Source organism: Streptomyces sp. NPDC046557 (assembly GCF_040645975.1).
Taxonomy (GTDB): Bacteria; Actinomycetota; Actinomycetes; order Streptomycetales; family Streptomycetaceae; genus Streptomyces.
On sequence record NZ_JBEYZH010000002.1, the window covers coordinates 755814 to 776823 of the forward strand.

The 21010-nt window shown below is 72.4% G+C and carries 22 protein-coding genes; 11 read left to right on the forward strand and 11 right to left on the reverse strand.

Going from position 1 to position 21010, the window contains the following annotated elements:
- Window positions 1-45: 45 nt before the first annotated feature.
- A complete protein-coding gene (locus tag ABZ934_RS08685; RefSeq protein WP_361310167.1) occupies window positions 46-1203 on the reverse strand; it encodes a cystathionine gamma-synthase in 1158 nt (385 codons plus the stop codon).
- A 125-nt stretch (window positions 1204-1328) separates the two neighbouring features.
- Between ABZ934_RS08685 and ABZ934_RS08690 the strand changes: the two genes are divergently transcribed.
- From ABZ934_RS08690 to msrA, 4 genes are all read left to right on the forward strand, one after another.
- On the forward strand, window positions 1329-2435 hold the full coding sequence (locus ABZ934_RS08690; RefSeq protein ID WP_361310170.1) for a hypothetical protein: 1107 nt from the start codon (window positions 1329-1331) through the stop codon (window positions 2433-2435).
- 295 nt (window positions 2436-2730) lie between these two features.
- Window positions 2731-4332, forward strand: coding sequence for a M48 family metallopeptidase (locus tag ABZ934_RS08695; protein ID WP_361310173.1), 1602 nt, complete (start codon window positions 2731-2733; stop codon window positions 4330-4332).
- On the forward strand, window positions 4329-5411 hold the full coding sequence (locus ABZ934_RS08700) for a hypothetical protein (RefSeq protein WP_361310176.1): 1083 nt from the start codon (window positions 4329-4331) through the stop codon (window positions 5409-5411). The genes ABZ934_RS08695 and ABZ934_RS08700 overlap by 4 nt, the downstream gene beginning before the upstream one ends.
- 124 nt (window positions 5412-5535) lie before the next feature.
- The gene (gene msrA / locus ABZ934_RS08705; RefSeq protein WP_361310178.1) at window positions 5536-6201 is read left to right on the forward strand and encodes a peptide-methionine (S)-S-oxide reductase MsrA; all 666 of its coding nucleotides are present in this window, start codon (window positions 5536-5538) and stop codon (window positions 6199-6201) included.
- Between the two features lie 59 nt (window positions 6202-6260).
- Here the strand turns inward: msrA and ABZ934_RS08710 are convergent, their stop codons facing one another.
- Complete coding sequence (locus tag ABZ934_RS08710) at window positions 6261-7325, reverse strand: NAD(P)-dependent alcohol dehydrogenase (protein WP_361310180.1); 1065 nt, start codon at window positions 7323-7325, stop codon at window positions 6261-6263.
- A 150-nt stretch (window positions 7326-7475) separates the two neighbouring features.
- On the opposite strand from ABZ934_RS08710, the gene ABZ934_RS08715 reads away from it, so the two are divergent.
- The gene (locus tag ABZ934_RS08715) at window positions 7476-8390 is read left to right on the forward strand and encodes a helix-turn-helix transcriptional regulator (protein ID WP_361310182.1); all 915 of its coding nucleotides are present in this window, start codon (window positions 7476-7478) and stop codon (window positions 8388-8390) included.
- A 39-nt stretch (window positions 8391-8429) separates the two neighbouring features.
- On the opposite strand, the gene ABZ934_RS08720 is transcribed toward ABZ934_RS08715, so the two are convergent.
- The 3 genes from ABZ934_RS08720 to ABZ934_RS08730 form a co-directional block, all read right to left on the reverse strand.
- Complete coding sequence (locus tag ABZ934_RS08720) at window positions 8430-8864, reverse strand: GNAT family protein (RefSeq protein WP_361310184.1); 435 nt, start codon at window positions 8862-8864, stop codon at window positions 8430-8432.
- Window positions 8865-8984: 120 nt separating this feature from the next.
- On the reverse strand, window positions 8985-10256 hold the full coding sequence (locus tag ABZ934_RS08725; protein ID WP_361310186.1) for an Ig-like domain-containing protein: 1272 nt from the start codon (window positions 10254-10256) through the stop codon (window positions 8985-8987).
- A 146-nt stretch (window positions 10257-10402) separates the two neighbouring features.
- Entirely contained in the window at window positions 10403-10690 is a 288-nt protein-coding gene (locus tag ABZ934_RS08730) for a hypothetical protein (RefSeq protein WP_361310189.1), read from the reverse strand.
- Between the two features lie 165 nt (window positions 10691-10855).
- On the opposite strand from ABZ934_RS08730, the gene ABZ934_RS08735 reads away from it, so the two are divergent.
- Window positions 10856-11215 carry a hypothetical protein gene (locus tag ABZ934_RS08735; protein ID WP_361310191.1) on the forward strand — a complete coding sequence of 120 codons (360 nt, stop codon included), beginning with the start codon at window positions 10856-10858 and terminating at the stop codon, window positions 11213-11215.
- 95 nt (window positions 11216-11310) lie between these two features.
- On the opposite strand, the gene hutH is transcribed toward ABZ934_RS08735, so the two are convergent.
- The 5 genes from hutH to ABZ934_RS08760 all read right to left on the reverse strand — a co-directional run bounded on the left by hutH (window position 11311) and on the right by ABZ934_RS08760 (window position 17263).
- Window positions 11311-12852 carry a histidine ammonia-lyase gene (gene hutH / locus ABZ934_RS08740; protein WP_361310340.1) on the reverse strand — a complete coding sequence of 514 codons (1542 nt, stop codon included), beginning with the start codon at window positions 12850-12852 and terminating at the stop codon, window positions 11311-11313.
- A 98-nt stretch (window positions 12853-12950) separates the two neighbouring features.
- The gene (locus ABZ934_RS08745) at window positions 12951-14063 is read right to left on the reverse strand and encodes a GGDEF domain-containing protein (protein WP_361310193.1); all 1113 of its coding nucleotides are present in this window, start codon (window positions 14061-14063) and stop codon (window positions 12951-12953) included.
- 82 nt (window positions 14064-14145) lie between these two features.
- Window positions 14146-14943 (reverse strand): enoyl-CoA hydratase-related protein, encoded by a 798-nt coding sequence (locus ABZ934_RS08750; RefSeq protein ID WP_361310343.1) that lies wholly within the window; start codon window positions 14941-14943, stop codon window positions 14146-14148.
- 71 nt (window positions 14944-15014) lie between these two features.
- Window positions 15015-16190, reverse strand: a complete 1176-nt coding sequence (locus ABZ934_RS08755) for an adenylate/guanylate cyclase domain-containing protein (protein WP_361310195.1) — start codon at window positions 16188-16190, stop codon at window positions 15015-15017.
- Window positions 16191-16357: 167 nt separating this feature from the next.
- A complete protein-coding gene (locus ABZ934_RS08760; RefSeq protein WP_361310198.1) occupies window positions 16358-17263 on the reverse strand; it encodes a biotin--[acetyl-CoA-carboxylase] ligase in 906 nt (301 codons plus the stop codon).
- A gap of 130 nt (window positions 17264-17393) precedes the next feature.
- On the opposite strand from ABZ934_RS08760, the gene ABZ934_RS08765 reads away from it, so the two are divergent.
- From ABZ934_RS08765 to ABZ934_RS08780, 4 genes are all read left to right on the forward strand, one after another.
- Entirely contained in the window at window positions 17394-18989 is a 1596-nt protein-coding gene (locus tag ABZ934_RS08765) for an acyl-CoA carboxylase subunit beta (protein WP_361310200.1), read from the forward strand.
- Between the two features lie 21 nt (window positions 18990-19010).
- Window positions 19011-19217, forward strand: coding sequence for an acyl-CoA carboxylase epsilon subunit (locus ABZ934_RS08770; protein WP_361310345.1), 207 nt, complete (start codon window positions 19011-19013; stop codon window positions 19215-19217).
- Window positions 19218-19321: 104 nt separating this feature from the next.
- Entirely contained in the window at window positions 19322-19456 is a 135-nt protein-coding gene (locus ABZ934_RS08775; RefSeq protein ID WP_361310202.1) for a hypothetical protein, read from the forward strand.
- 42 nt (window positions 19457-19498) lie between these two features.
- Window positions 19499-20107 (forward strand): nucleoside triphosphate pyrophosphatase, encoded by a 609-nt coding sequence (locus tag ABZ934_RS08780; RefSeq protein WP_361310205.1) that lies wholly within the window; start codon window positions 19499-19501, stop codon window positions 20105-20107.
- Here ABZ934_RS08780 and ABZ934_RS08785 read toward each other — a convergent pair.
- Window positions 20088-20537 (reverse strand): hypothetical protein, encoded by a 450-nt coding sequence (locus ABZ934_RS08785; protein ID WP_361310208.1) that lies wholly within the window; start codon window positions 20535-20537, stop codon window positions 20088-20090. The genes ABZ934_RS08780 and ABZ934_RS08785 overlap by 20 nt on opposite strands.
- 379 nt (window positions 20538-20916) lie before the next feature.
- On the opposite strand from ABZ934_RS08785, the gene ABZ934_RS08790 reads away from it, so the two are divergent.
- A partial coding sequence (locus tag ABZ934_RS08790; protein ID WP_280842533.1) for a biotin carboxylase N-terminal domain-containing protein occupies window positions 20917-21010 on the forward strand: 94 nt, incomplete at its 3' end.

Here is a 21010-nt window from a genome sequence, read left to right on the forward strand (position 1 = left end):
CCGCCCGGCGCGACCCGGACAGCCCGGACAGCGGGGGCCTCGGTCCTAGCCCAGCGCCTGGGTCAGGTCCGCGATGAGGTCGTCGGCGTTCTCGATGCCGACGGAGAGGCGGATGAGGTCCGCGGGGACCTCCAGCGCCGATCCGGCGACCGAGGCGTGCGTCATCCGGCCCGGGTGCTCGATGAGGGACTCGACGCCGCCGAGGGACTCGCCCAGGGTGAACAGCTTCGCGCGGTCGCAGACGGCGACCGCCGCCTCCTCGCCACCCTCGACCTGGAAGGAGATCATGCCGCCGAAGTTGCGCATCTGCTTGGCGGCGATCTCGTGGCCGGGGTGCTCGGGCAGGCCGGGGTAGAGGACCTTGGTGACCTTCGGGTGCCGCTTGAGCACCTCGACGATCTTGGCGGCGTTCTCGGCGTGCCGGTCCATGCGGACGGCGAGGGTCTTGATGCCGCGCAGCACGATCCAGGAGTCGAAGGGGCCGGCGACGGCGCCCATCGCGTTCTGGTGGTAGGCCAGTTCCTCGCCCAGCGCCGCGTCGGCGGTGACGAGGGCGCCGCCGACGACGTCGGAGTGACCGCCCATGTACTTCGTCAGCGAGTGCACGACCACGTCGGCGCCCAGGGCCAGCGGCTGCTGGAGGTAGGGCGAGGCGAAGGTGTTGTCGACGACCAGCTTGGCCCCGGCGGTGCGCGCGATGTCGGCCACCATGGCGATGTCGGTGATGCCGAGCAGCGGGTTCGAGGGGGTCTCGACCCAGATGACCTTGGTCTTCGGGGTGATCGCCGCGCGGACGGACTCGGCGTCGGAGGTGTCGGCCACCGACCACTCGACGCCCCAGCGGGAGACGACCTTCGCGAAGAGGCGGAAGGTGCCGCCGTAGGCGTCGTTGGGGATGACCACGTGGTCGCCGGGGGCCAGCAGCGTACGCAGCAGGCAGTCCTCGGCGGCGAGCCCGGACGCGAAGGCGAGGCCGCGCGAGCCGCCCTCCAGTGCCGCGAGGTTCTCCTCCAGGGCGGACCGGGTCGGGTTGGCGCTGCGGCTGTACTCGTAGCCGCCGCGCAAGCCGCCGACGCCGTCCTGCTTGTACGTGGACACCTGGTAGATCGGGGGCACGACCGCGCCGGTCAGCGGGTCCGCGGTGTTGCCCGCGTGGATCGCGCGGGTCTCGAAGCTCTGGTGCTCGTGGCTGTCGTCGCTCATGGGCCGATGCTATGCCCCACACGCGCCACGGGTCCTCCCCGGCCCGGCGGCCCGGCCGGGCCGCCGTGTCCCGCCGAGGCGGAGGGCATTCGCGTTCGCGCGGGTGCGTCTGGTTCGCTGGGGCCATGGAGATTCTGTGGTTCCTGATCGCGGTCGGGCTGGTCGTCGCCGCCCTGGGTCCGTACATCCGGCGCAGGCGGGGCGGTGTCCGGCTGGTCGCGCCCGGCAGCCCCGACGCGGCCGACCCCGCGAACTACGGATTCGACCGGCAGGAGGACCTCGACGTTCGGGTGCCCGGTCCCGACCCGGACCTGATGGACGCCTTGGAGAACGTGCGCCGGACCGCCGGCTGGCAGGCCGCCTCGCAGCTGCTGGCCGGCACTCCCGCCGCCGGGGAGCTGCGTTGGCAGCGCGTCCAGGCGTTCGGCGGCGCGGCGGCGCTGGAGCTCGCGGAGCGTCCGGGGCAGGGCGCGCAGTGGCTCAAGGCGTGGCGGCTGGAGGCGCCGAAGGAGGCCGGCGGCGCGCAGGTGCACGCGGAGCTGCTGGTGCAGCAGGCGTGGCGGCAATCGGGCGGGGTGGGCTCCACCGACCACCGGATCATCCTGGAGGAGGCCCGGGAGGCGTGCGGCCGGGCGGCGCTGCTCGCTCCGGGGGACCCGGTCCCGTACATCACGGAGCTGGCGGTCGGGCGGGGGCTGCGGTACTCCGAGGCGGAGTACGACGCGCTGTGGGCGAAGGTCATCGACGTGGCCCCGACCCACATGGGCGCGCACCTGGCCGCGCTGAACTACTGGTGCGAGAAGTGGCACGGCTCGCGGGAGAAGGCCGACGCGTTCGCGCACGCGGCGGCGGCCCGCGCCCCGCAGGGCTCGCTGCTGGCGGCGTTGCCGCTGTTCGCGGTGTACGAGCACCTGCCCGAGGTGATCCTCGTGTCGTCGTTCTGGCGCAGCGCGGTGGTCACGCGGGCAGTGGAGGGGGCGCTGTACGCAGTGGCCTCGGCCCGCCCGGACGACCCGATGCTCGCGCACGTGCGCCACCTGCTGCTGTGGTTCCTCGTGGGGATGGAGCGCTGGGCCGAGGCGATGGAACAGGTACGGCACGTCGACGGCTACGTGGGCGCCCTGCCCTGGTCGACGGCCCAGGACCCGGCTGCGGCGTACGCGATCCACCGGGCCCTGGCGGTCGCGGGCTACGAGGCCAACGGCGGCTCCCCGGCCACCCTCCCCCACTGACCCCACCCGCCCTACCACCACCAGCGCCCCGACCACCCCCACCGATCGCACCGATCCGCCCCCGATCGCCCGGAAGGCACCGGACGGGCCCGGGGCCGGATGTTCCGCAGTGCCGTAAACGGTTGCGCTGAGTGACGTCCAGGCCCCATGATGCCCGTCGTGATCCCCCCGCGAACCGATGGGGGCGACCCCGCGCCGGTCCGGCGCGCGGCACACACGCACACGTACACGCATCACAGCCGCGCGCCGTCGACCGGGTCCGCGCCGCTCTCGTCCCGTGGGGGAATCTGTCCATATGGGCGCTTCACTGCGCGCTCTACGCGCCCTCGTCCTGCTCGCAGGCTTCTATCTGCTGGGCGTCGTCCTGCTCGCCGTCCTCGCCGGCATCGACATCGGCGTCATCGCCTCCGGCCTGCACGGACTGGCAGCCGGCAAGCTCCTGCTGCTGTCCCTGGTCCTGGCCGTCCCGATCGTGCGCGGCATGTTCATGCTCCGCACGCCCAAGGGTGAGCCCATCCCCGGCGTCCGCGTCACCGAACAACAGGAACCGGTCCTGTGGCGGGCGGTGCGGGAGACCGCCGAACAGGTCGGCACCCGCGCCCCGGACGAGATCGTGCTGATCGCGGAGGTCAACGCCGCCGTCGGCGAGGACGCCAAGCTCCTCGGGCTGCGGCCCGGCACCCGCCGCCTCTACATCGGCCTGCCCCTGATGACGGGTCTGGACGAGATGCAGTTGCGCGCCGTGCTCGCCCACGAGATGGGCCACTACGCCAACCTCGACACCCGCCTCACCCCGCTGATCGCACGTGGCCGCGCCCAGTTGCTGCGCACCATCGGCCACTTCCACGACCGGGCCGACGCCAAGGTCGCCAAGGAGCGCGCCCGGCAGGAGGCGAAGGCCGAGAAGCGGATCGCGGCCGGCAAGAAGGCCAAGGAGATCGACACCACCGGCGACGGCGCCATGTACCGCGCGATGGCGGCGATCTACACCGGGTACGGGAAGTTCTACCAGCGCGCCACCCTCTCCGGCGCCCGGCGCCAAGAGCTCGCCGCCGACCTGGCCGCCGTGCGCGTCGCCGGCCGCGACTCGACCGCCTCGGCGCTGCGCGAGCTCAACGCCATCGGCCCGGCGCAGGACTTCTACATGGACTCGTACGCCACCCTCGGCGTCGGCGCCCGGCTCCTGCCGCCCCCCGGCCAGGTCTTCGGCGGCCTGCGCCGCCTGCTCGACGCCCGCGCCGAGGAGTTGGACGCTCTGCGCCGCGAGCTGCCGCAGGAGCCGACGTCCCCGTACGACTCCCACCCGGCGCTCGCCGAGCGGGTGGCCCGTATCGAGGCCCTGCCGGACGACGGCCGCGGCGCGCAGCCGGCCCGCCCGGCGCTGGAGCTGCTCACCGACGCCGAGACCACGCTGACGGCCGTGGAGCACGCGGTCCTCACCCCCGAGGCCCTCGCGATGAAGCGGGTCGACTGGGAGGACCTGGTCCACGACAGCATGGCCCACTACATCGGCCGGGGCGCGCAGGGCATCCGCGAGGCCGTGGCCGCCGAGGGCTGCGGGCCGGACCTGGGGTCGCTGTTGGACGCGGTGGACGCGGACCCGGCGGTGCGCTGGCGCATCGCCGACCGCTTCCCCAAGTCGGAGCAAGCGGCGTCCGCGACGGGCCGTGCGGCCCGCGAGTTCGCCCGGCCGGTGCTGCGGCGCGCCCTGAATCAGCTCGTCACGTTCGAGTTGACCGCGCGGGACGAGGCCCGGTGGCAACTGTCGTGGACCGACTCGGCCACCCTGCGCTACCCGGCCGGCGACTTCGAGGAGCGGCTGGAGGCCGCCCTGGACGCGGTCGTCGCTGACCTGCCCGACACCGCACCCCTGCGGAAGCTGGTGACCGCCCCGTGATCGGTCTCGCCATTCTCGCGATCGTGCTGATCAGCGGGGCCTACAAGATGCTGCGCGCCCGCAGGTCGGCCGGCGGCGCGGGCAACCGGCGCCGCGCCGCTGACCCGAACGCGGCGCTCGCTCTCGGGTTCCTCCCGGCCGACCGGTTGGACACCGACCGCGGCGCCCCGCCGGCGCCGGGCGAGGTGGCCGCGCTGGACGCCGTACGGGCCGGTGACTGGCAGGCCGGCGCGGCCTGGCTGGACGCGGCCGGGCAGGACTGGGACGAACGTTTCCGGCGCGTGGGGGTCCTGGCCGGGCCGGCGGCCGAGGACGACGCCTGGCTGCTGGCCTGGCGGGCGGAGCGGCCCGAGGACGCGGGAGCGGCCGCGGTGCACGCGGACGCGGCGGTGTCGGTGGCCTGGAAGGTGCGCGGATCCCTCGGCGCCAAGCACACGACGCAGGAGCAGTTCCGCGTCTTCCACCGGCTGATCGCCGCCTCGCAGGAGGTGATGGCCGAGGCCCAGCGGCTGGCCGACCCGGCGGACCCGGTGCCGTACATGCTGGAGCAGCCGGTCGCGATGGCGCTCGGTTATACGCACGAGCGGTACGGGGAACTCTGGGCGGAGATCGTCAAGCGGGACCCGAAGGTCCTGTCGGCGCACACCGGCGCCCTGCAGTACTGGTGCCGCAAGTGGCGCGGCTCGCACGAGGTGGCGGAGGCGTTCGCGAAGGCTTCCGCGGCGTCCGGCGCCCCCGGCGACCTGCTGTCCCTGCTGCCGCTGTACGCGTACGTCGAGTACGAGATGGCGGAGGAGGACCTCGCCCCGGAGGTCTTCTACCAGCGGCCGGACGTCGTCGCGGCGACCGACGCGGCGCTCGCGGACGTGGCCGCGGCCGACCCCGCCGACCGGCGGGTGGCCCGGGTGCGGCACGTGCTCGCGTGGAACCTCTACTGGCAGGGCCGCTACGCGGAGGCCGTCGAGCAGTTCCGTGCCGTCGACGGGTACATCGGAGCGACGCCGTGGACGTACGTCTCCGACAGCAGGGGCCGGTATCTGCGGGCCCGGGACTTCTGCGTCCGGGAGGCGGCGGCCTGACGCGCCCGGCGGGGCGGCGGCGAGGCTGACGCGAGACGGGGGCGGGGCTGACGCGGGGCAGGGGCGGGGCCGGGAATCCGGGCCCGCCCCCGTTCGTTGAGCGGAGACCACTAGGAGGGAATCCATGTTCTCGTACCGCCGTACGCCCGAGCTCCCCACCCGCGAGGAGGCCCTCAAGGGCCGCCCCCAGCCCCTCTTCGACGTGCCGGCCGTGCACACCGTGCTCGGCAATCCGCTCGCCGGTCCCTACCCCGCGCACCTCGCGGTGGCCGACTTCGGGCTGGGCTGTTTCTGGGGCGCGGAGCGCAAGTTCTGGCAGACCCCGGGGGTGTGGACGACCCTGGCCGGCTACCAGGGCGGTTTCACGGAGAACCCGACGTACGAGGAGGTGTGCTCGGGCCTGACCGGTCACACCGAGGTCGTCCGGGTGGTCTTCGACCCGTCGCAGGTCTCCTACGCCACTCTCCTCAAGCTGTTCTGGGAGTCCCACGACCCCACCCAGGGCTTCCGCCAGGGCAACGACGTCGGCACCCAGTACCGCTCGGCGATCTACACCCACTCCCCCGCCCAGCAGGCGGAAGCCGAGTCCTCCCGCGCCGCCTACCAGCGCGTCCTGACCGCCTCGGGCCACGGCGAGATCACCACGGCCGTCCTGCCGGCCGATGGGCGCCCCTTCTGGCCCGCGGAAGCACACCACCAGCAGTACCTGGACAAGAACCCCGGCGGCTACTGCGGCATCGGCGGCACGGGCGTCTCCTGCCCCATCGGCGTGGCCGCCGCCGAGGGCTGAGGGAGCCCGTCGGCGGCGGTCGCGCCCGGGTGATGCGGGCGCGGGGCGGGCGGGGCGGGTCAGATGGTGGAGGTGTCGATGACGAAGCGGTAGCGGACGTCGCTCGCCTGGACCCGCTCGTACGCCTCGTTGATGCCGTCGGCGCCGATGAGTTCGATCTCCGCGCCCAGGCCGTGCTCGGCGCAGAAGTCGAGCATCTCCTGGGTCTCGGCGATGCCGCCGATCATGGAGCCGGCGACGGTCTTGCGGCCGCCGATGACCGAGAACAGGTTCAGCGAGACCGGCTCCTCCGGGGCGCCGACGTTCACGAGCGCGCCGTCGACCTTGAGCAGACCGAGGTACGCGTCGAGGGCGAGCGGCGCCGAGACGGTGGAGACGATCAGGTCGAAGCTGCCGGCGAGCTCCTCGAAGGTGGTCTCGTCGTTCGTCGCGTAGTAGTGGGCGGCGCCCAGCCGCAGCCCGTCCTCCTTTTTGCGCAGCGACTGGGACAGGACGGTGACCTCCGCGCCCAGCGCGTGCGCGATCTTCACACCCATGTGCCCGAGGCCGCCGAGGCCGACGATCGCGACCTTCTTGCCGGGGCCCGCCTGCCAGTGCCGCAGCGGCGAGTAAAGGGTGATGCCCGCGCACAGCAGCGGGGCGGCGACGTCGAGGGCGAGGCCGTCGGGGATGCGGACGGTGTAGTTCTCGTCGACGACGATGTGCGTGGAGTAACCGCCGTACGTGGGCTGCCCGTCCTTGCCGAGGGCGTTGTACGTGCCGGTCATGCCCCGGGTGCAGAACTGCTCCTGGCCGCGCAGGCAGTACTCACAGGTGCGGCAGGAGTCGACGAAGCAGCCGACACCGACGTGGTCGCCGACCGCGAACTTGGTGACGCCCGCGCCGACCTCGGTGACGACGCCGGCGATCTCGTGGCCCGGGACCATCGGGTAGATGCCCTCGCCCCAGCCGTCGGTGACCTGGTGGATGTCGGAGTGGCAGATACCGGAGTACTTGATGTCGATGAGTACGTCGTGCTCGCCGACCGCGCGGCGGGCGATGGTGGTGCGCTCCAGCGGAGCCTTGGGGGCGGGGGCGGCGTACGCGGCGACCTGGGTGAGCGGGGTGTGCTGAGTGGCGGACATGCGCTGCTTCTCCTGGGGGTTCCGTGGTGCGGTGCGTCCCACGATGCCCGGTGCGGCGGCGGCCACCCAGCCCCCTGCGGTGCATAGGACTGCCGGTCCTACCACTGGCGGGGTCAGGTTGCCGGTCGGCGGCCTGGTGATACTGGGGGTATGGACCAGCTTGATCAGCGCGCCGAACTGGGCGAGTTCCTCCGCTCCCGCCGGGCGCGCCTGCGCCCCGAGGACGTGGGCCTGCCCCACTACGGACGCCACCGCAGGGTCCCCGGCCTGCGCCGGGAGGAGCTGGCGCAGTTGGCCGGCGTGTCGGTCGCGTACTACACGCGGCTGGAGCAGGGGCACGGGCAGAACGTGTCGGCGGACGTACTGGACGCCATCGCGCGGGCCCTGCGCCTGGACGGCACCGAGTCGGCGCACCTGACGCACCTGGCGAGCCCGCGCCCGCGCAGGCGCCGTTCCTCGCGGCGCCCCGAGCAGGTCCGCCCGGAGCTGCGCGTGCTGCTGGACGCGATGGAGGGCGTACCGGCGTACCTGGTGGGCCGGCGGCAGGACGTCCTGGCGTGGAACCGGATGGCGACGGCGGTGTTCGGTGACTTCGGCGCGCTGCCGGCGCAGGAGCGGAACCTGGTCCGGATGGTGTTCCTGGACCCGGCGACGGCCGAGCTGTACGCGGAGTGGGAGTGCCGGGCCTGCCAGGTGGTGAGCTACCTGCGCCTGTACGCGGGCCGGCACCCGGAGGACGAGCAGCTCTCCGCGCTGGTGGGCGAGTTGTCGGTGAAGAGCGAGGAGTTCCGACGGCTGTGGGCCGCGCACACCCTGGCGGACGACAAGACGCACGGGGTGAAGCGGCTGCGGCATCCCCTGGTGGGCGACTTGAGCCTGGCGTTCGAGACGCTGGCGCTGCCGGACGACTCCGAGCAGTCCCTGATCACCTTCCACGCCGCCCCGGACTCCCCGTCGGCCGATGCGCTGCGCATGCTGTCGTCCTGGTCGGCGGCGGGGCCGGCCCCGGCCCACCCCGTGGGGACGGCCCACCCCGTGGGGACGGCCGAGCCCGCCGACCAGTGACGTCGCGTCCGAGCACGGGTGTGTCAGAACATGAGCGGGTCAGAGCCCCAGCCGGAACACCGCCGCCGCCCGCTCGCGCCGGTAGCCGAGGGCCTCGTTGACCGCCCGCATCGGGGCGTTGTCGTCGGCGACGGTCGTGTCGATCTCGCGCAGCGCGGGGTGGCGCGACCGCGCGTCGGCGAGCATCGCCCGCTTGACGGTGCGGCCGAGCCCACGGCCGCGGTGGGCCGGCACGACGACCGTGTCGTGCTGGAGGCCGCGCGGGCCCGCCGGGTCCGTAGGGTCCGGGAGGACGAGGACGGTGTACGCCGCGACCTCCCCCGCCGGGGTAACCGCTGCGACCGTGGTCGGCTCCCCGCCCCGGTCGAGGAACAGTTGCTGCGCCGCGCGCACGCGCTGCGCCGTCCAGTCCAGGAACAGCAGGTCGGTGTCCCCGCTCGGCGCGTCCTCCATGGCCCGGTGGGCGACGGCCAACGCGTCCGCCCTAAGCCGCGGGTAAGAGTCCGATGAGAACGCCGAACGGCGGGGAACCCGTGGGGGTTCCCCGCCGTTCGCGCGGGTCGGTGCGCCCGAGAGGGCGCGGATGTCCGGACGTCAGGAGGCCGAGCCGGCCTTCCACTCCGCCCAGCTCATGTTCCACCCGTTGAGGCCGTTGTCCGGCTTGACGGTCTTGTCGGGGGAGTTGACGACGGTGACCACGTCGCCGATGAGCGAGTTGTCGAAGAACCACGCACCCGCCGTGTTCGGGTCGTTCGCACCCTGGGTGTCGTTCAGGCCGACACAGCCGTGGCTGGTGTTCACGTTGCCGAAGATCGAGTCCGATCCCCAGTAGTTGCCGTGGATGAAGGTGCCCGAGGTGGACAGCCGCATGGCGTGCGGGACGTCCTTGATGTCGTACTCGCCCTTGCCCTCGCCGTTCTTGAAGCCGACGGTGGCGCCGTCCATCCGGGTCTCCTTGAACTTCTCGGAGATCACCATCTGGCCGTTGTACGTGGGGTTCTCCGGGGAGCCCGCCGAGATCGGGATGGTCTTGATGACCTGGCCGTCCCGGGTGACCGTCATCTTCTTGGTCTTCGCGTCGACGGTGGAGACCTGGCTCCGGCCGATCTTGAAGGTGACGGTCTTGTTCTGGACGCCCTTGATGCCCGGGGCGCCCTGGACGCCGTCCAGCGCCAGCTTCAGCGTGACGGTGGAGTTCGCCTGCCAGTACTGCTCCGGGCGGAAGTCCAGCCGCTGCGCGTCGAACCAGTGGCCGACGACTTCCTGGCCGCCGCTGGAGGTCACGTTGATGGCCGCCTGGACGGCCTTCTGGTCCTTGATCGGCTTGTTGAAGGTGATCGAGACCGGCATGCCCACGCCGACGGTCTGGCCCTCGTCCGGCACGAACGAGCCGATGAAGCTGTTCTCCGGGGAGACGGTGGTGAAGGAGGCGTTCTCGTGCGCCTCGTGACCCGCCTCGTCCTTGGCGCTTGCGGCCAGGGCGTACTTGGTGGAGCGCTTGAGGGCGCCCTCCGGCTTCCAGCTCTTGCCGTCGGCGGCTATCTTGCCCGGCACGTCCGCGCCGTCGGAGCTCTTGAGCTCGACCTTGGTGAGGGTGCCGTCGCTGACGGTCACGCTCGTGGCGTCGTTGAGGCCGATGTTGGTGGCACCGTCCTTGGGCGTGATGGCTATTCGCGCCTTCGAAGCGTCCTTGGCCGCCGCCGCGTCGACATCGGCCTGCGACTTGCCCGACGCCTGCCCGCTGCCCTTGGGCTGGTCACCTCCGCCGTTGCACGCCGAAAGCACCAGTACGCCACCGAGGACGGCGGATATGGCCACCAGGGACCTCTTCCGCCGCTTGCTGTCCGTCCTCACACGCCACTCCATCGTTGCCGGAACCCCCGAGCTCCTCCCCAGCTGCCGCTGGAAAGTACCCACCGGGCAGGAGGCCATGCCCCCTGCCCACGGTTGTGACAACGCGTGGATGACCCGTTTCGGTTCCACGTTCCGTTGGGATGTGGGCAAGCCCACGGTCAGGCGTTGTCGGTCACCTCTTCGTCGAAGTCACCATCTTCCTCGTCCAGGTCCCACTCCATGGACTCGGGGTCGTATTCGACGGGCTCACTGCTCCACGACGCCTGGGCCAGTTCCACGCCGGGGATGTCCGCGACCAGGTCGGTGGGGTCGACGAGGTAGGCAAGCGCCTCCGACTCGTCTTCGCCGACCGCCGCCTCGGCGTGACCGCGCTCCTCGTCCGGCATGAACTCGTCGGCCTTGATGTGGGCGAGGGCGGCCCCCGTCAGCGCTGTGGTGTCGGTCACTTCAAGGACCAAATCCACCCGAAGTCGTACGTACCGTGAGGTGTCAGAAGAGTTCATACGACGGAGAGTAAGCCCCGAGCGAGCCTCGACTTTCCCACGACCCGCCCCTTTCACTAGCATCGGCGCACACGGCCAATTCGCTGCTGCCACAAGGGGGATCGCACCGTGTCCGCACGTCGATCGCTGCTCACCGCTCTCGGAGCGACCACCCTCCTCGCCGCCCTCTGGTTCGTGCCCTCGGCGAACGCCACCGCACCGGACCAGACACCTGTCCGCTCCGGCCTGTCCGACCAGCGCGGCCTGCCCGACAGGCAGAACCGGCCCGCCCGGGAAAACCGGGCCACCCTCTCCGAGACCGCCACGGTCGTGGACGCCTCGGCGCCCCGGGACGCCGCCGCCCTGCCCCTCTCGCTCGCCGACACCGGCAGCGTCGACACCAGCCCCTACCTGATGGGCGGCGCGCTCTGCCTGGGCGTGGGGGCGGGCTTCGTCGCCTTCTCCGTACGGCGCTCCCGCGCGCAGTAGGCCGCCGGCCGCATACGAGAAGGGCCGCGCCCGGGGAGTCCCGGGCGCGGCCCTTCTCACGTCACATCAGGCCCGAGGCCACATCGGGATCGCGCTCAGGCGAGCGGACCGGTGACCGTCTCCACTGCGGCGACGAGCCCGCCGGAGCGCACGAACGCGTCGGCGGCGGCCAGGTCGGGCGCGAGGAAACGATCCGGCCCGGGACCCTCCACGCCCGCCTCCCGCACCGCCGCGATGGCGGCCCGGCTCGCCGGCGAGGGGGTGAGCCCGTGGCGCAGTTCGATGGCGCGGGTGGCCGCGTACAGCTCGATCGCGACGATCCGGGTCAGGTTGTCGATCGCGGTACGGAGCTTGCGCGCGGCCGACCAGCCCATGGAGACGTGGTCCTCCTGCATGGCGGAGGAGGGGATCGAGTCGGCGGAGGCGGGGACCGCGAGCCGCTTCATTTCGCTGACCAGCGCGGCCTGCGTGTACTGGGCGATCATCAGACCGGAGTCCACGCCGGCGTCGTCCGCCAGGAACGGCGGCAGGCCGTGCGAGCGGTTCTTGTCGAGCAGCCGGTCGGTGCGGCGCTCGGCGATGGAGCCCAGGTCGGCGGCGGCGATGGCCAGGAAGTCCAGTACGTACGCGACGGGCGCGCCGTGGAAGTTGCCGTTGGACTCGACCCGCCCGTCCGGGAGCACCACGGGGTTGTCGACGGCCGAGGCCAGCTCGCGCGAGGCCACCAGGGCGGCGTGCGCCATGGTGTCGCGGCCCGCGCCGGCGACCTGCGGGGCGCAGCGCACCGAGTAGGCGTCCTGGACGCGCGGGGCGGTCTCCTCCTGGAAGTGGCGGACGAGGCCGGAGCCCTCCAGGACGGCGGCCATGTTGGCGGCGGAGGCGCCCTGGCCGGGGTGCGGGCGGATGGCGTGCAACTCGGGCGCGAGGACCTTCTCGGTGCCGAGCAGGGCCTCCAGGGTCAGCGCGGCCGTGATGTCGGCGGAGGTGTACAGCTTGCCGAGGTCGGCGAGGGCCATGATCAGCATGCCGAGCATGCCGTCGGTGCCGTTGAGGAGGGCCAGGCCCTCCTTCTCGCGCAGCTCGACGGGCTCGATCCCGGCTTCGGCGAGCAGCTCGCCCGCGGGGCGCACGACCCCGTCGGGCCCCTCCGCGTCGCCTTCGCCCATCAGGGCGAGGGCGCAGTGCGAGAGGGGGGCGAGGTCTCCGGAGCAGCCGAGGGAGCCGTACTCGTGCACGACCGGCGTGATGCCGGCGTTCAGCACGTCGGCCATCGTCTGGGCGACGGAGGGCCGGACGCCGGTGAAGCCGGAGGCCACGGTCTTGAGCCGCAGGAACATCAGGGCGCGCACGACCTCGCGCTCGACGCGCGGTCCCATGCCCGCGGCGTGCGAGCGGACGATGTTGCGCTGGAGCTGGGCGCGCAGCTCGGGGCTGATGTGCCGGGAGGCGAGGGCGCCGAACCCGGTGGACACCCCGTAGACCGGCTCGGGCTTGGCGGCGAGCGCGTCGACGATCTCGCGGGCGCGGGCCAGGGCGTCCAGCGCCTCGCCGGACAGCTCGACCCGCGCGTTGCCGCGGGCGACGGCGATGACGTCCTCGGCGGTGGTCCCGGACGTTCCCACCACGACAGTGTGCATATCCATATTCAGCAGCCTACGGACTGAATCTCTTCATGTCACTAGCGACTTGGTGGAGCAGTCGTTACAGCCTGCGACGCACTGCCCCGACATGCCGGCTACGCTCTGCCGCGGAACCGGCGCCGCTCCCCCCTTCCGGCCTGCGCCGCGTCCGCGAGCCGCACCACGGCGCTGTCCCGCCCGGCCACCACGGGCCCCCGCGAGCGGGCGGCCTTCGCCTTGTACTGGGCCGCGTCGGCCAGCCGGAACAGCCGCCGGGAGGACTTCACGGCGCCGATCGGGTCCCCGGTGGACGCGACCCCGCAGGCCACGCCCTCGCCCAGCTCCAGCTCGGCGGCGCGCAGGCACACCTCCTCGGTCACCCGCACCACCTCGTCCGCCGACGGGCCCACACAGACCAGGCAGAACTCGTCGCCGCCGAGCCTGGCCACCAGCGCGCCGGGCAGTATGGCCCCGCACAGGCTCAGCACGGACCCGAACCGCTCCAGCAGCCGGTCGCCCATCGCGTGCCCGAGGGTGTCGTTGACCCGCTTGAGCCCGTTCAGGTCGCACACCACCAGGCTCACCACGGCCCCGCTGCGCCGGTGCTCCTCCAGGGCCTCGTCGAGCCGCATGTCGACGGCCCGCCGGTTGGCCAGGCCGGTCAGCGGGTCGGTGAAAGCAAGGCGCCGGGCTTCTTCGAGGCGCTCGTTCTGCGCCAGTCCGGCGGCCACGACGGCCGCCAGGACCGTCGCGAACTCCGCGTCGTCGTCGTCGAAGTCGGGCAGCCCCTCGTCCCGGGCGACGTACAGCTCGCCCCAGGCCCGGCCGCTGAGCACGATCGGCGCGACCACGCAGGTGCCCCGCCCGCGCCGGCGCAGCGCCTCGCCGCGCCGGCCCGGACGGCCGCCACTCGCGCCCTCGACCCAGGCGTGCGGCCCGCCGCCGCCCACCCAGCGCTCGTGCAGGAACTCGGTGATCTCGGGGAATTCGTGGACGGGGTACGACTCGTCCTCGGGGAACTGCTCCTCCCCCGCCCGCCGCTCGCCCTCGTTCACGAGGACCCGCAGCCGGCCGCGCTCCCGCTCCCAGGCGGAGATGGCAGCGAACGACCCGTCCAGCGCCAGCCGGGCCCCGCGCGCGGCCGCCCGCACGCTGTCCCGGGGCGCGCACGCCGCCGCCATGGCCTGCGCGAGGCCCACGACGGCCCGAAGCCGCCCGTCAACTCCCATCACAACAGGTTAGGGACTTTTACCCCGATTTGGTGACAATCGCCGCGCTTTTCGCCACCGATCAAGATCCGGAAGGAACCCCCTACACCCCCGGCCACCGCGGCTTGCGCTTCTCGTTGAACGCCGCCACGCCCTCGGCGCGGTCCCCGGAGAACGCCACCGTCCGCCACGCCGCGTCCTCGATCTCCAGCCCTGCCGCCAGGTCCATCCCGTGGCCCAGCCGCAGCGCCCGCTTCGCCGCGCGCAGCCCGACCGGCGAGTTCGCCGCCATCCGGGCCGCCAGCGCCAGCGCCTCCGCCCGGTCCGACCCCGCCGCGACCACCGAGTCCACCAGACCCAGTTCCAGCGCCTCCGGCGCCTCCACCCGGCGGCCCGTGAAGATCAGCTCCGCCGCGCGGGCCGCGCCGACCCGCCGGGGCAGCAGCTGCGTACCGCCGCCGCCCGGGATCACCCCGACCGACACCTCCGGCAGGCCGACCACCGCCGTCTCGTCGGCCACGATCACGTCGCACGCCAGGGCCAGCTCGAAGCCGCCGCCGAGCGCGAAGCCGTGCACCGCCGCGATCGTCGGCATCGGGAGCTCCAGCACGCCCCCGTAGGCACCCCGCGTCGTCGGGCGCTGCCGTACCAGCTCGGCGTCCGACATCGCGTTGCGCTCCTTGAGGTCGGCGCCCACGCAGAACGCCCGCTCCACCGCCGAGGAGAGCACGACCACCCGTACCGAGGCGTCCGCCGCCAGCCGCGCACACGCGTCCCCCAGGGCCCGGGCCATCCCCGTCGACACCGCGTTCATCGCCTTGGGCCGGTCCATGACCAGCTCGACGACCCCGTCCTCGTGCCGCCGCACGGCCAGGAACTCCGACTCCACGGCCTCCGGCACGACGGCCTGCGCCCCGCCCTCCGGCACCACGCTCTTCGACGTCACTGGACAGCCCTCCCGGTTAACGAACGTTACCCGGGGATCCTAGGGGTCCGCCGCGTCAGCGACCAGGGCTCCACTACCCCGAGCCCGCGCACCGGCCGCTGCCACATCGGCTGGAGCGCGAACCGGTACGCACCGCCGCCCTCCTCCGACTGCGACTCCTTCTCGGAGACCGGCGCGGCCCCCGTCCGACCGAGCTCCTCGGCCATCGCCCCGTCCACCAGCACCGCGTCCTTGGGCGCTATGGAGGTCAGCCGGCTCGCCAGGTTCACCGTGGTCCCGAAGACATCGCCCATCCGGGTCGTCACTGTCCCGAACGCGATCCCGACCCGCAGCTCCGGCATCTGCGGGTCCGCCTCCATCGTCTCGATCAGCCGCAGCGCGATCTCCGCCGCCGTCGCCGCGTCGTCCGCCGCGTACAGCACCTCGTCGCCCAGCGTCTTGATCAGCCGCCCGCCGTGTGCGGCGATCAGGTCCGCCGAGGTCGTCTCGAACGCCTCGACCAGCTCGCCGAGCTCCTCCTCCTCCAGCCGCCGGGTCAGCCGGGTGAAGCCCACCAGGTCCGCGAAGCCCACCGCGAGCCGCCGGTCGACCATCTCCTCGTCGTCGGCGACCTGCACCACGCGCCCGGTCGCCGCCGCCAGCTGGCGCCGCCACACGTAGACGAGGAACTCCTCCAGCTCCGGCAGCAGCAGCTCGACCAGCGGGTACGTCACCTCGGTACGGGTCATGCCCGGCTCCGGCGGCTCAGTGAGCCCCTCCAGGAACGAGTCGATCTGCCACTCCGCCAGCCGGGCGGTCGTCTGCCCCGTGGACCGCGCGACCTGCACCGCCATCGGCTCACTCAGCAGCCCCGCCTCGACCAGACCGGCGAGCCGGCGCAGCGCCAGTACGTCCGCCTCCGTCAGGGCCTTGGCCTGGCCGATGTCCGCGAAGCCCATCGCCCGCCAGAAACGGGAGGCGAGTTCCATCGAGACGCCGGCGCTACGGGCCGCCTGGAAGGGGGTGTACCGGCGCTCGGCGCCCAGGATCAGCTGCTCCAGGCGGATGGCGAGCGGGTCGGCCGTCGGTTGGACGGTGTGGTCCACCTCGTGGTGTGGAGTGTGCTGGTCCCGCCCGATCGGGGTGCTGTGCGAGCCGGACTGGGCCCCACCCGCGCCGGAGCCGGAGCCGGACGCGCCGGACGTAGGGTCGTCGACGGTCAAGGGCCGCCTCCTGTCCATTCCGTACGCAATTCCGACTTCCGAACCGGTCGATCACCGCAAGGGCCCGGATCTCCGCCGGCTACCGCTGCGAGGTGCCAGCAAAACCATACGGCAGGTGTGCCGTAGCTCACTCCCCACTCCGTCGGCCGGACGGGTCCGCCCGGCCGCTAGCGGACGGACCTCAGGTGGACCACGTCCCCGGCCCCCACGGCCAGCCGCTCGTCGTCCGCGGTCCGGATCACGAGCCGCCCGTCCGCGTCGACCGCTTCGGCCGTCCCGGTGACCGTGCGGCCTCCGGGCAGCTCCGCCCGGACGTGCCGGCCCAACGTCGCGCAGCCCGCCGCGTACGTCTCCTGGAGGCCGCTGGCCGCCGGGTCGCCGCCGGCCGCGCGCCACGCCTCGTACCACTGCTCCAGGGAGCGCAGCACGGCCTTCAGCAGCGGCTCCCGGTCGGTGACGGTGGCCTTGGCCAGGGAGAGCGAGCCCGCGGTGTCCACCGGCAGCTCGTCCTCGGTGAGCGTGACGTTCAGCCCGATCCCGACCACGACCCCTCCCCCAGAGCCTCCGGCCCGGGAGGGGCCCCCAGGCACCCGCTCCGCGAGGATGCCGCCCGTCTTGCGCTCCTCGCCGTCCACGGTGACCAGCAGGTCGTTGGGCCACTTGAGGGCGGTCTCCACACCCGCGGCCCGGGACAACCCGGTCGCGGTGGCCACCCCGGCGAGCAGCGTCAGCCACCCCCACCGCTCCTCGGGCACGCCCGGCCCGGGCTTGAGCAGCACTGAGAAGAACAGCCCGGACCGGGCGGGCGCGACCCAGCTCCGGTCCAACCGGCCCCGGCCGGCGCTCTGCTCCTCGGCGACGAGCACCGCCCCCTCGGGCAGCTCGCCGGCCCGCGCGGCGAGATCGGTGTTGGTGGACCCGGTGGACGCGACCACCTCCAGCGAACTCCACAACCCCTCCCCGACGAGGTGCCGCCGCAACGCCGCGACATTGAGGGGCGGCCGGTCCAGGCTGGACCACCGGCCCGCGGAAGCTCCCGAGGGAGTTGCTCCTGATGCATCTGATGGCGTCATGCAACCCACAGTAGGTGTGTCAAACGCCGCACTGCCGAGCGCCATGCCCGCCGATACGCTACGCACGAGTAGCCAGCAGCAGTCCACCATTTGACCAGGCCGTTGACACCACGCAGGGAGCCGCGCCCCGATGTCACAACCCTCAGAGCCGATCGACATGCACACCACCGCGGGCAAGATCGCGGATCTGCAGCGCCGGATCGACGAAGCCACCCACGCCGGGTCCGCGCGGGCGGTGGAGAAGCAGCACGCCAAAGGGAAGCTGACGGCGCGTGAGCGGATCGGCCTGCTCCTGGACGAGGGGTCGTTCGTCGAGTTCGACGAGTTCGCCCGGCACCGCTCGACCAGCTTCGGGCTGGAGCGGACCCGCCCGTACGGCGACGGCGTCGTGACCGGCTACGGCACGGTCGACGGCCGTCCGGTGGCCGTGTTCTCGCAGGACTTCACCGTCTTCGGCGGGGCCCTCGGCGAGGTCTACGGCCAGAAGATCATCAAGGTGATGGACTTCGCGCTGAAGACCGGCTGCCCGGTCGTCGGCATCAACGACTCCGGCGGCGCCCGCATCCAGGAGGGCGTCAGCGCCCTCGGCATGTACGGCGAGATCTTCCGCCGCAACGTGCACGCCTCCGGGGTGATCCCGCAGATCAGCCTGGTCGTGGGCCCGTGCGCCGGCGGCGCCGTGTACTCCCCCGCCATCACCGACTTCACCGTGATGGTCGACCAGACCTCGCACATGTTCATCACCGGCCCGGACGTCATCAAGACGGTCACCGGCGAGGACGTCGGTTTCGAGGAGCTCGGCGGCGCGCGCACCCACAACTCCACCTCGGGTGTCGCCCACCACATGGCCGGGGACGAGAAGGACGCCATCGAGTACGTCAAGTCCCTCCTGGCGTACCTGCCGTCCAACAACCTCTCCGAGCCGCCCGCGTTCCCCGAGGAGGCGGAGACGGAGGTCTCCGACCTCGACCGCGAGCTGGACGTTCTGATCCCGGACAGCGCGAACCAGCCGTACGACATGCACACCGTCATCGAGCACGTGCTCGACGACGGCGAGTTCCTGGAGACGCAGTCGCTGTTCGCGCCGAACATCCTCACCGGCTTCGGCCGCGTCGAGGGGCACCCGGTGGGCATCGTCGCGAACCAGCCGATGCAGTTCGCCGGCTGCCTGGACATCAACGCCTCCGAGAAGGCCGCCCGCTTCGTGCGGACCTGCGACGCCTTCAACGTCCCGGTGCTGACGTTCGTCGACGTACCGGGCTTCCTGCCGGGTACCGACCAGGAGTACAACGGAATCATCCGGCGCGGCGCGAAGCTGATCTACGCCTATGCCGAGGCCACCGTTCCCCTGATCACCGTCATCACCCGCAAGGCCTTCGGCGGCGCGTACGACGTCATGGGCTCCAAGCACCTCGGCGCGGACCTGAACCTGGCGTGGCCGACCGCGCAGATCGCCGTCATGGGCGCGCAGGGCGCGGTGAACATCCTGCACCGCCGGACGATCGCCGAGGCCGAGGCCGCCGGCGAGGGGGAGGAGACGCGGGCCCGGCTGATCGCCGAGTACGAGGACACCCTGCTGAACCCCTACACCGCCGCCGAGCGCGGGTACGTCGACGCCGTGACCATGCCGTCGGAGACCCGGGCACACGTGGTGAAGGGGCTGCGTCAACTGCGGACCAAGCGGGAATCCCTGCCCCCGAAGAAGCACGGCAACATCCCCCTCTAGACCCCGGAGGTCTGTCCTGTGGTGATCAAGGTCGTCAAGGGGAACCCGACCCCGGAGGAGTTGGCCGCCGCACTGGCGGTGGTCCGAGCGCGCGCGGCGGCGTTGGCGTCCATGCCGTCGGGCGCGCCCCGGGTCCCGGACGAGTGGGCGGCGCCCGCCCGGGTGGCGCGGCGGACGCTGCCGCGACCGGGTCCGCGCGCGTGGGGCCGTACGTACTGGCCCGCGTAGGCCGACCGCCGGCCCCTGTTGTCGCGAAGATGGCGTGAACGGACGGTGGCGCCTGAGTACCCGTACTCAGGCGCCACCGGCGTCCGCGCGGCAAGGATCGGGGCATGCTCTGGTCAGACCCCAAGGACGAGCCGCCGAAGGACATGCGCGACGCGCAAGCGATGCTGCGGCGGCTGATCGTGGTGCTCGCCGTCGCCATGGTCGTCGTGGTGTACGTCCTGGGCGTCGCCCCCTTCTGAGCCGCCTGTGTGCCCGCCCGCCGGCCCCCTACGATGGCCGCTATGACTGCTGCCGCACCCCGCTCCGTCGTCCTCGCCTCCGCTTCGCCCGCCCGGCTGAACCTGCTGCGTCAGGCCGGGCTCGCCCCGCACGTGATCGTCAGCGGTTTCGACGAGGACGCGCTGAGCGCCGACACCCCGTCCGAACTGGCTTTGGCGCTGGCCGAGGCGAAGGCCGGGGTGGTCGCGGCCTTGGACGAGGCCGCGGGGGCGCTGGTGATCGGCTGTGACTCCGTACTCGAGCTCGACGGTGAGGCACTGGGCAAGCCGGCCGACGCCGAGGAGGCCACGGCCCGCTGGAAGGCCATGCGGGGCCGGGCCGGGGTGCTGCGCACCGGGCACTGCGTGATCGACACGGCGAGCGGCCGTCAGGTGTCGGCCACGGCGTCCACGACGGTCCGCTTCGGCGAGCCGACGGACGCGGAGGTGGCCGCGTACGTGGCCAGCGGCGAGCCGCTGCACGTGGCGGGTGCCTTCACCCTGGACGGGCTGTCGGCGCCCTTCGTCGACGGGATCGACGGTGACCACGGCAACGTGATCGGCATCTCCCTGCCCCTGCTGCGCTCCCTGCTGGGCGAACTGGGCGTGTCGATCACGGATTTGTGGGCGTGAACTCCTTGAAGCCCGGCGGCGGCGCGTCCCGGACCTCCTGCGGCCCGGGGTAGAGCACCAGGGTCAGCACGAGCAGGCACAGGATCACCATCAGGACGGCGAAAGCGCCCCAACCCACCAGCCCTAGGGCGAGCGCGCCGAGCACCCCGTGGGTGACGGCGCAGACCACCAGGACGACGCGGGCCAAGCGGCCGGGCGCGCGGTCCCGTACGCCGATGACGGCGAGCAGGACGGCGCAGAACAGCAGGAAGGCGCCCATCGCCGCGCCGAGGCCGTAGGTCGCCTTGGCCATCAGCTCCGGATCGCTGCCGGCGATGGACATGGACTGGCTCTGCGTCGTCTTGCCCAGCACGACGTGCACGAGCACGAGCACCGCCGCTTCCACGACGAGCACGATCGCGGCCAGACCGGCCACGAGTCTGCGCAGCACCGACGCCCTCCATCCCCCAGAAGCCACAAGCGTGTTCGACGCCTGGAGGCTACTCACCGGTAAACGCCCGGACAAGGGGTGGGGCAGCTTCGTTACGGAGGGGTCGGCGTGACGGCTCTCACGCAAAGAATGCATAGGCCGTTCGTAGGGACTCCACAAAGATTCAGCAGGGGCCGCTGACCCGGCGAACAGAGACCTGTGCCGTGCCACGGGGTTACTGTGCAGTCGGGGATCTCCCTGACCTGGGGCGACACAAGGGTTTCTGGGCTCGGGCAAGCCTCGCTATCACGCTCCGTGTGGGGAAGCTCACCTGCGGATAGGGGTCGAAAGGCCGTGTCAGCTGTCCCTAAACTCAGCTTGTTTCTAGGAGGAAGCCATCGTGCGCAAGGTGCTCATCGCCAACCGTGGCGAAATCGCTGTCCGCGTTGCCCGTGCCTGCCGGGATGCCGGGATCGCGAGCGTAGCCGTCTACG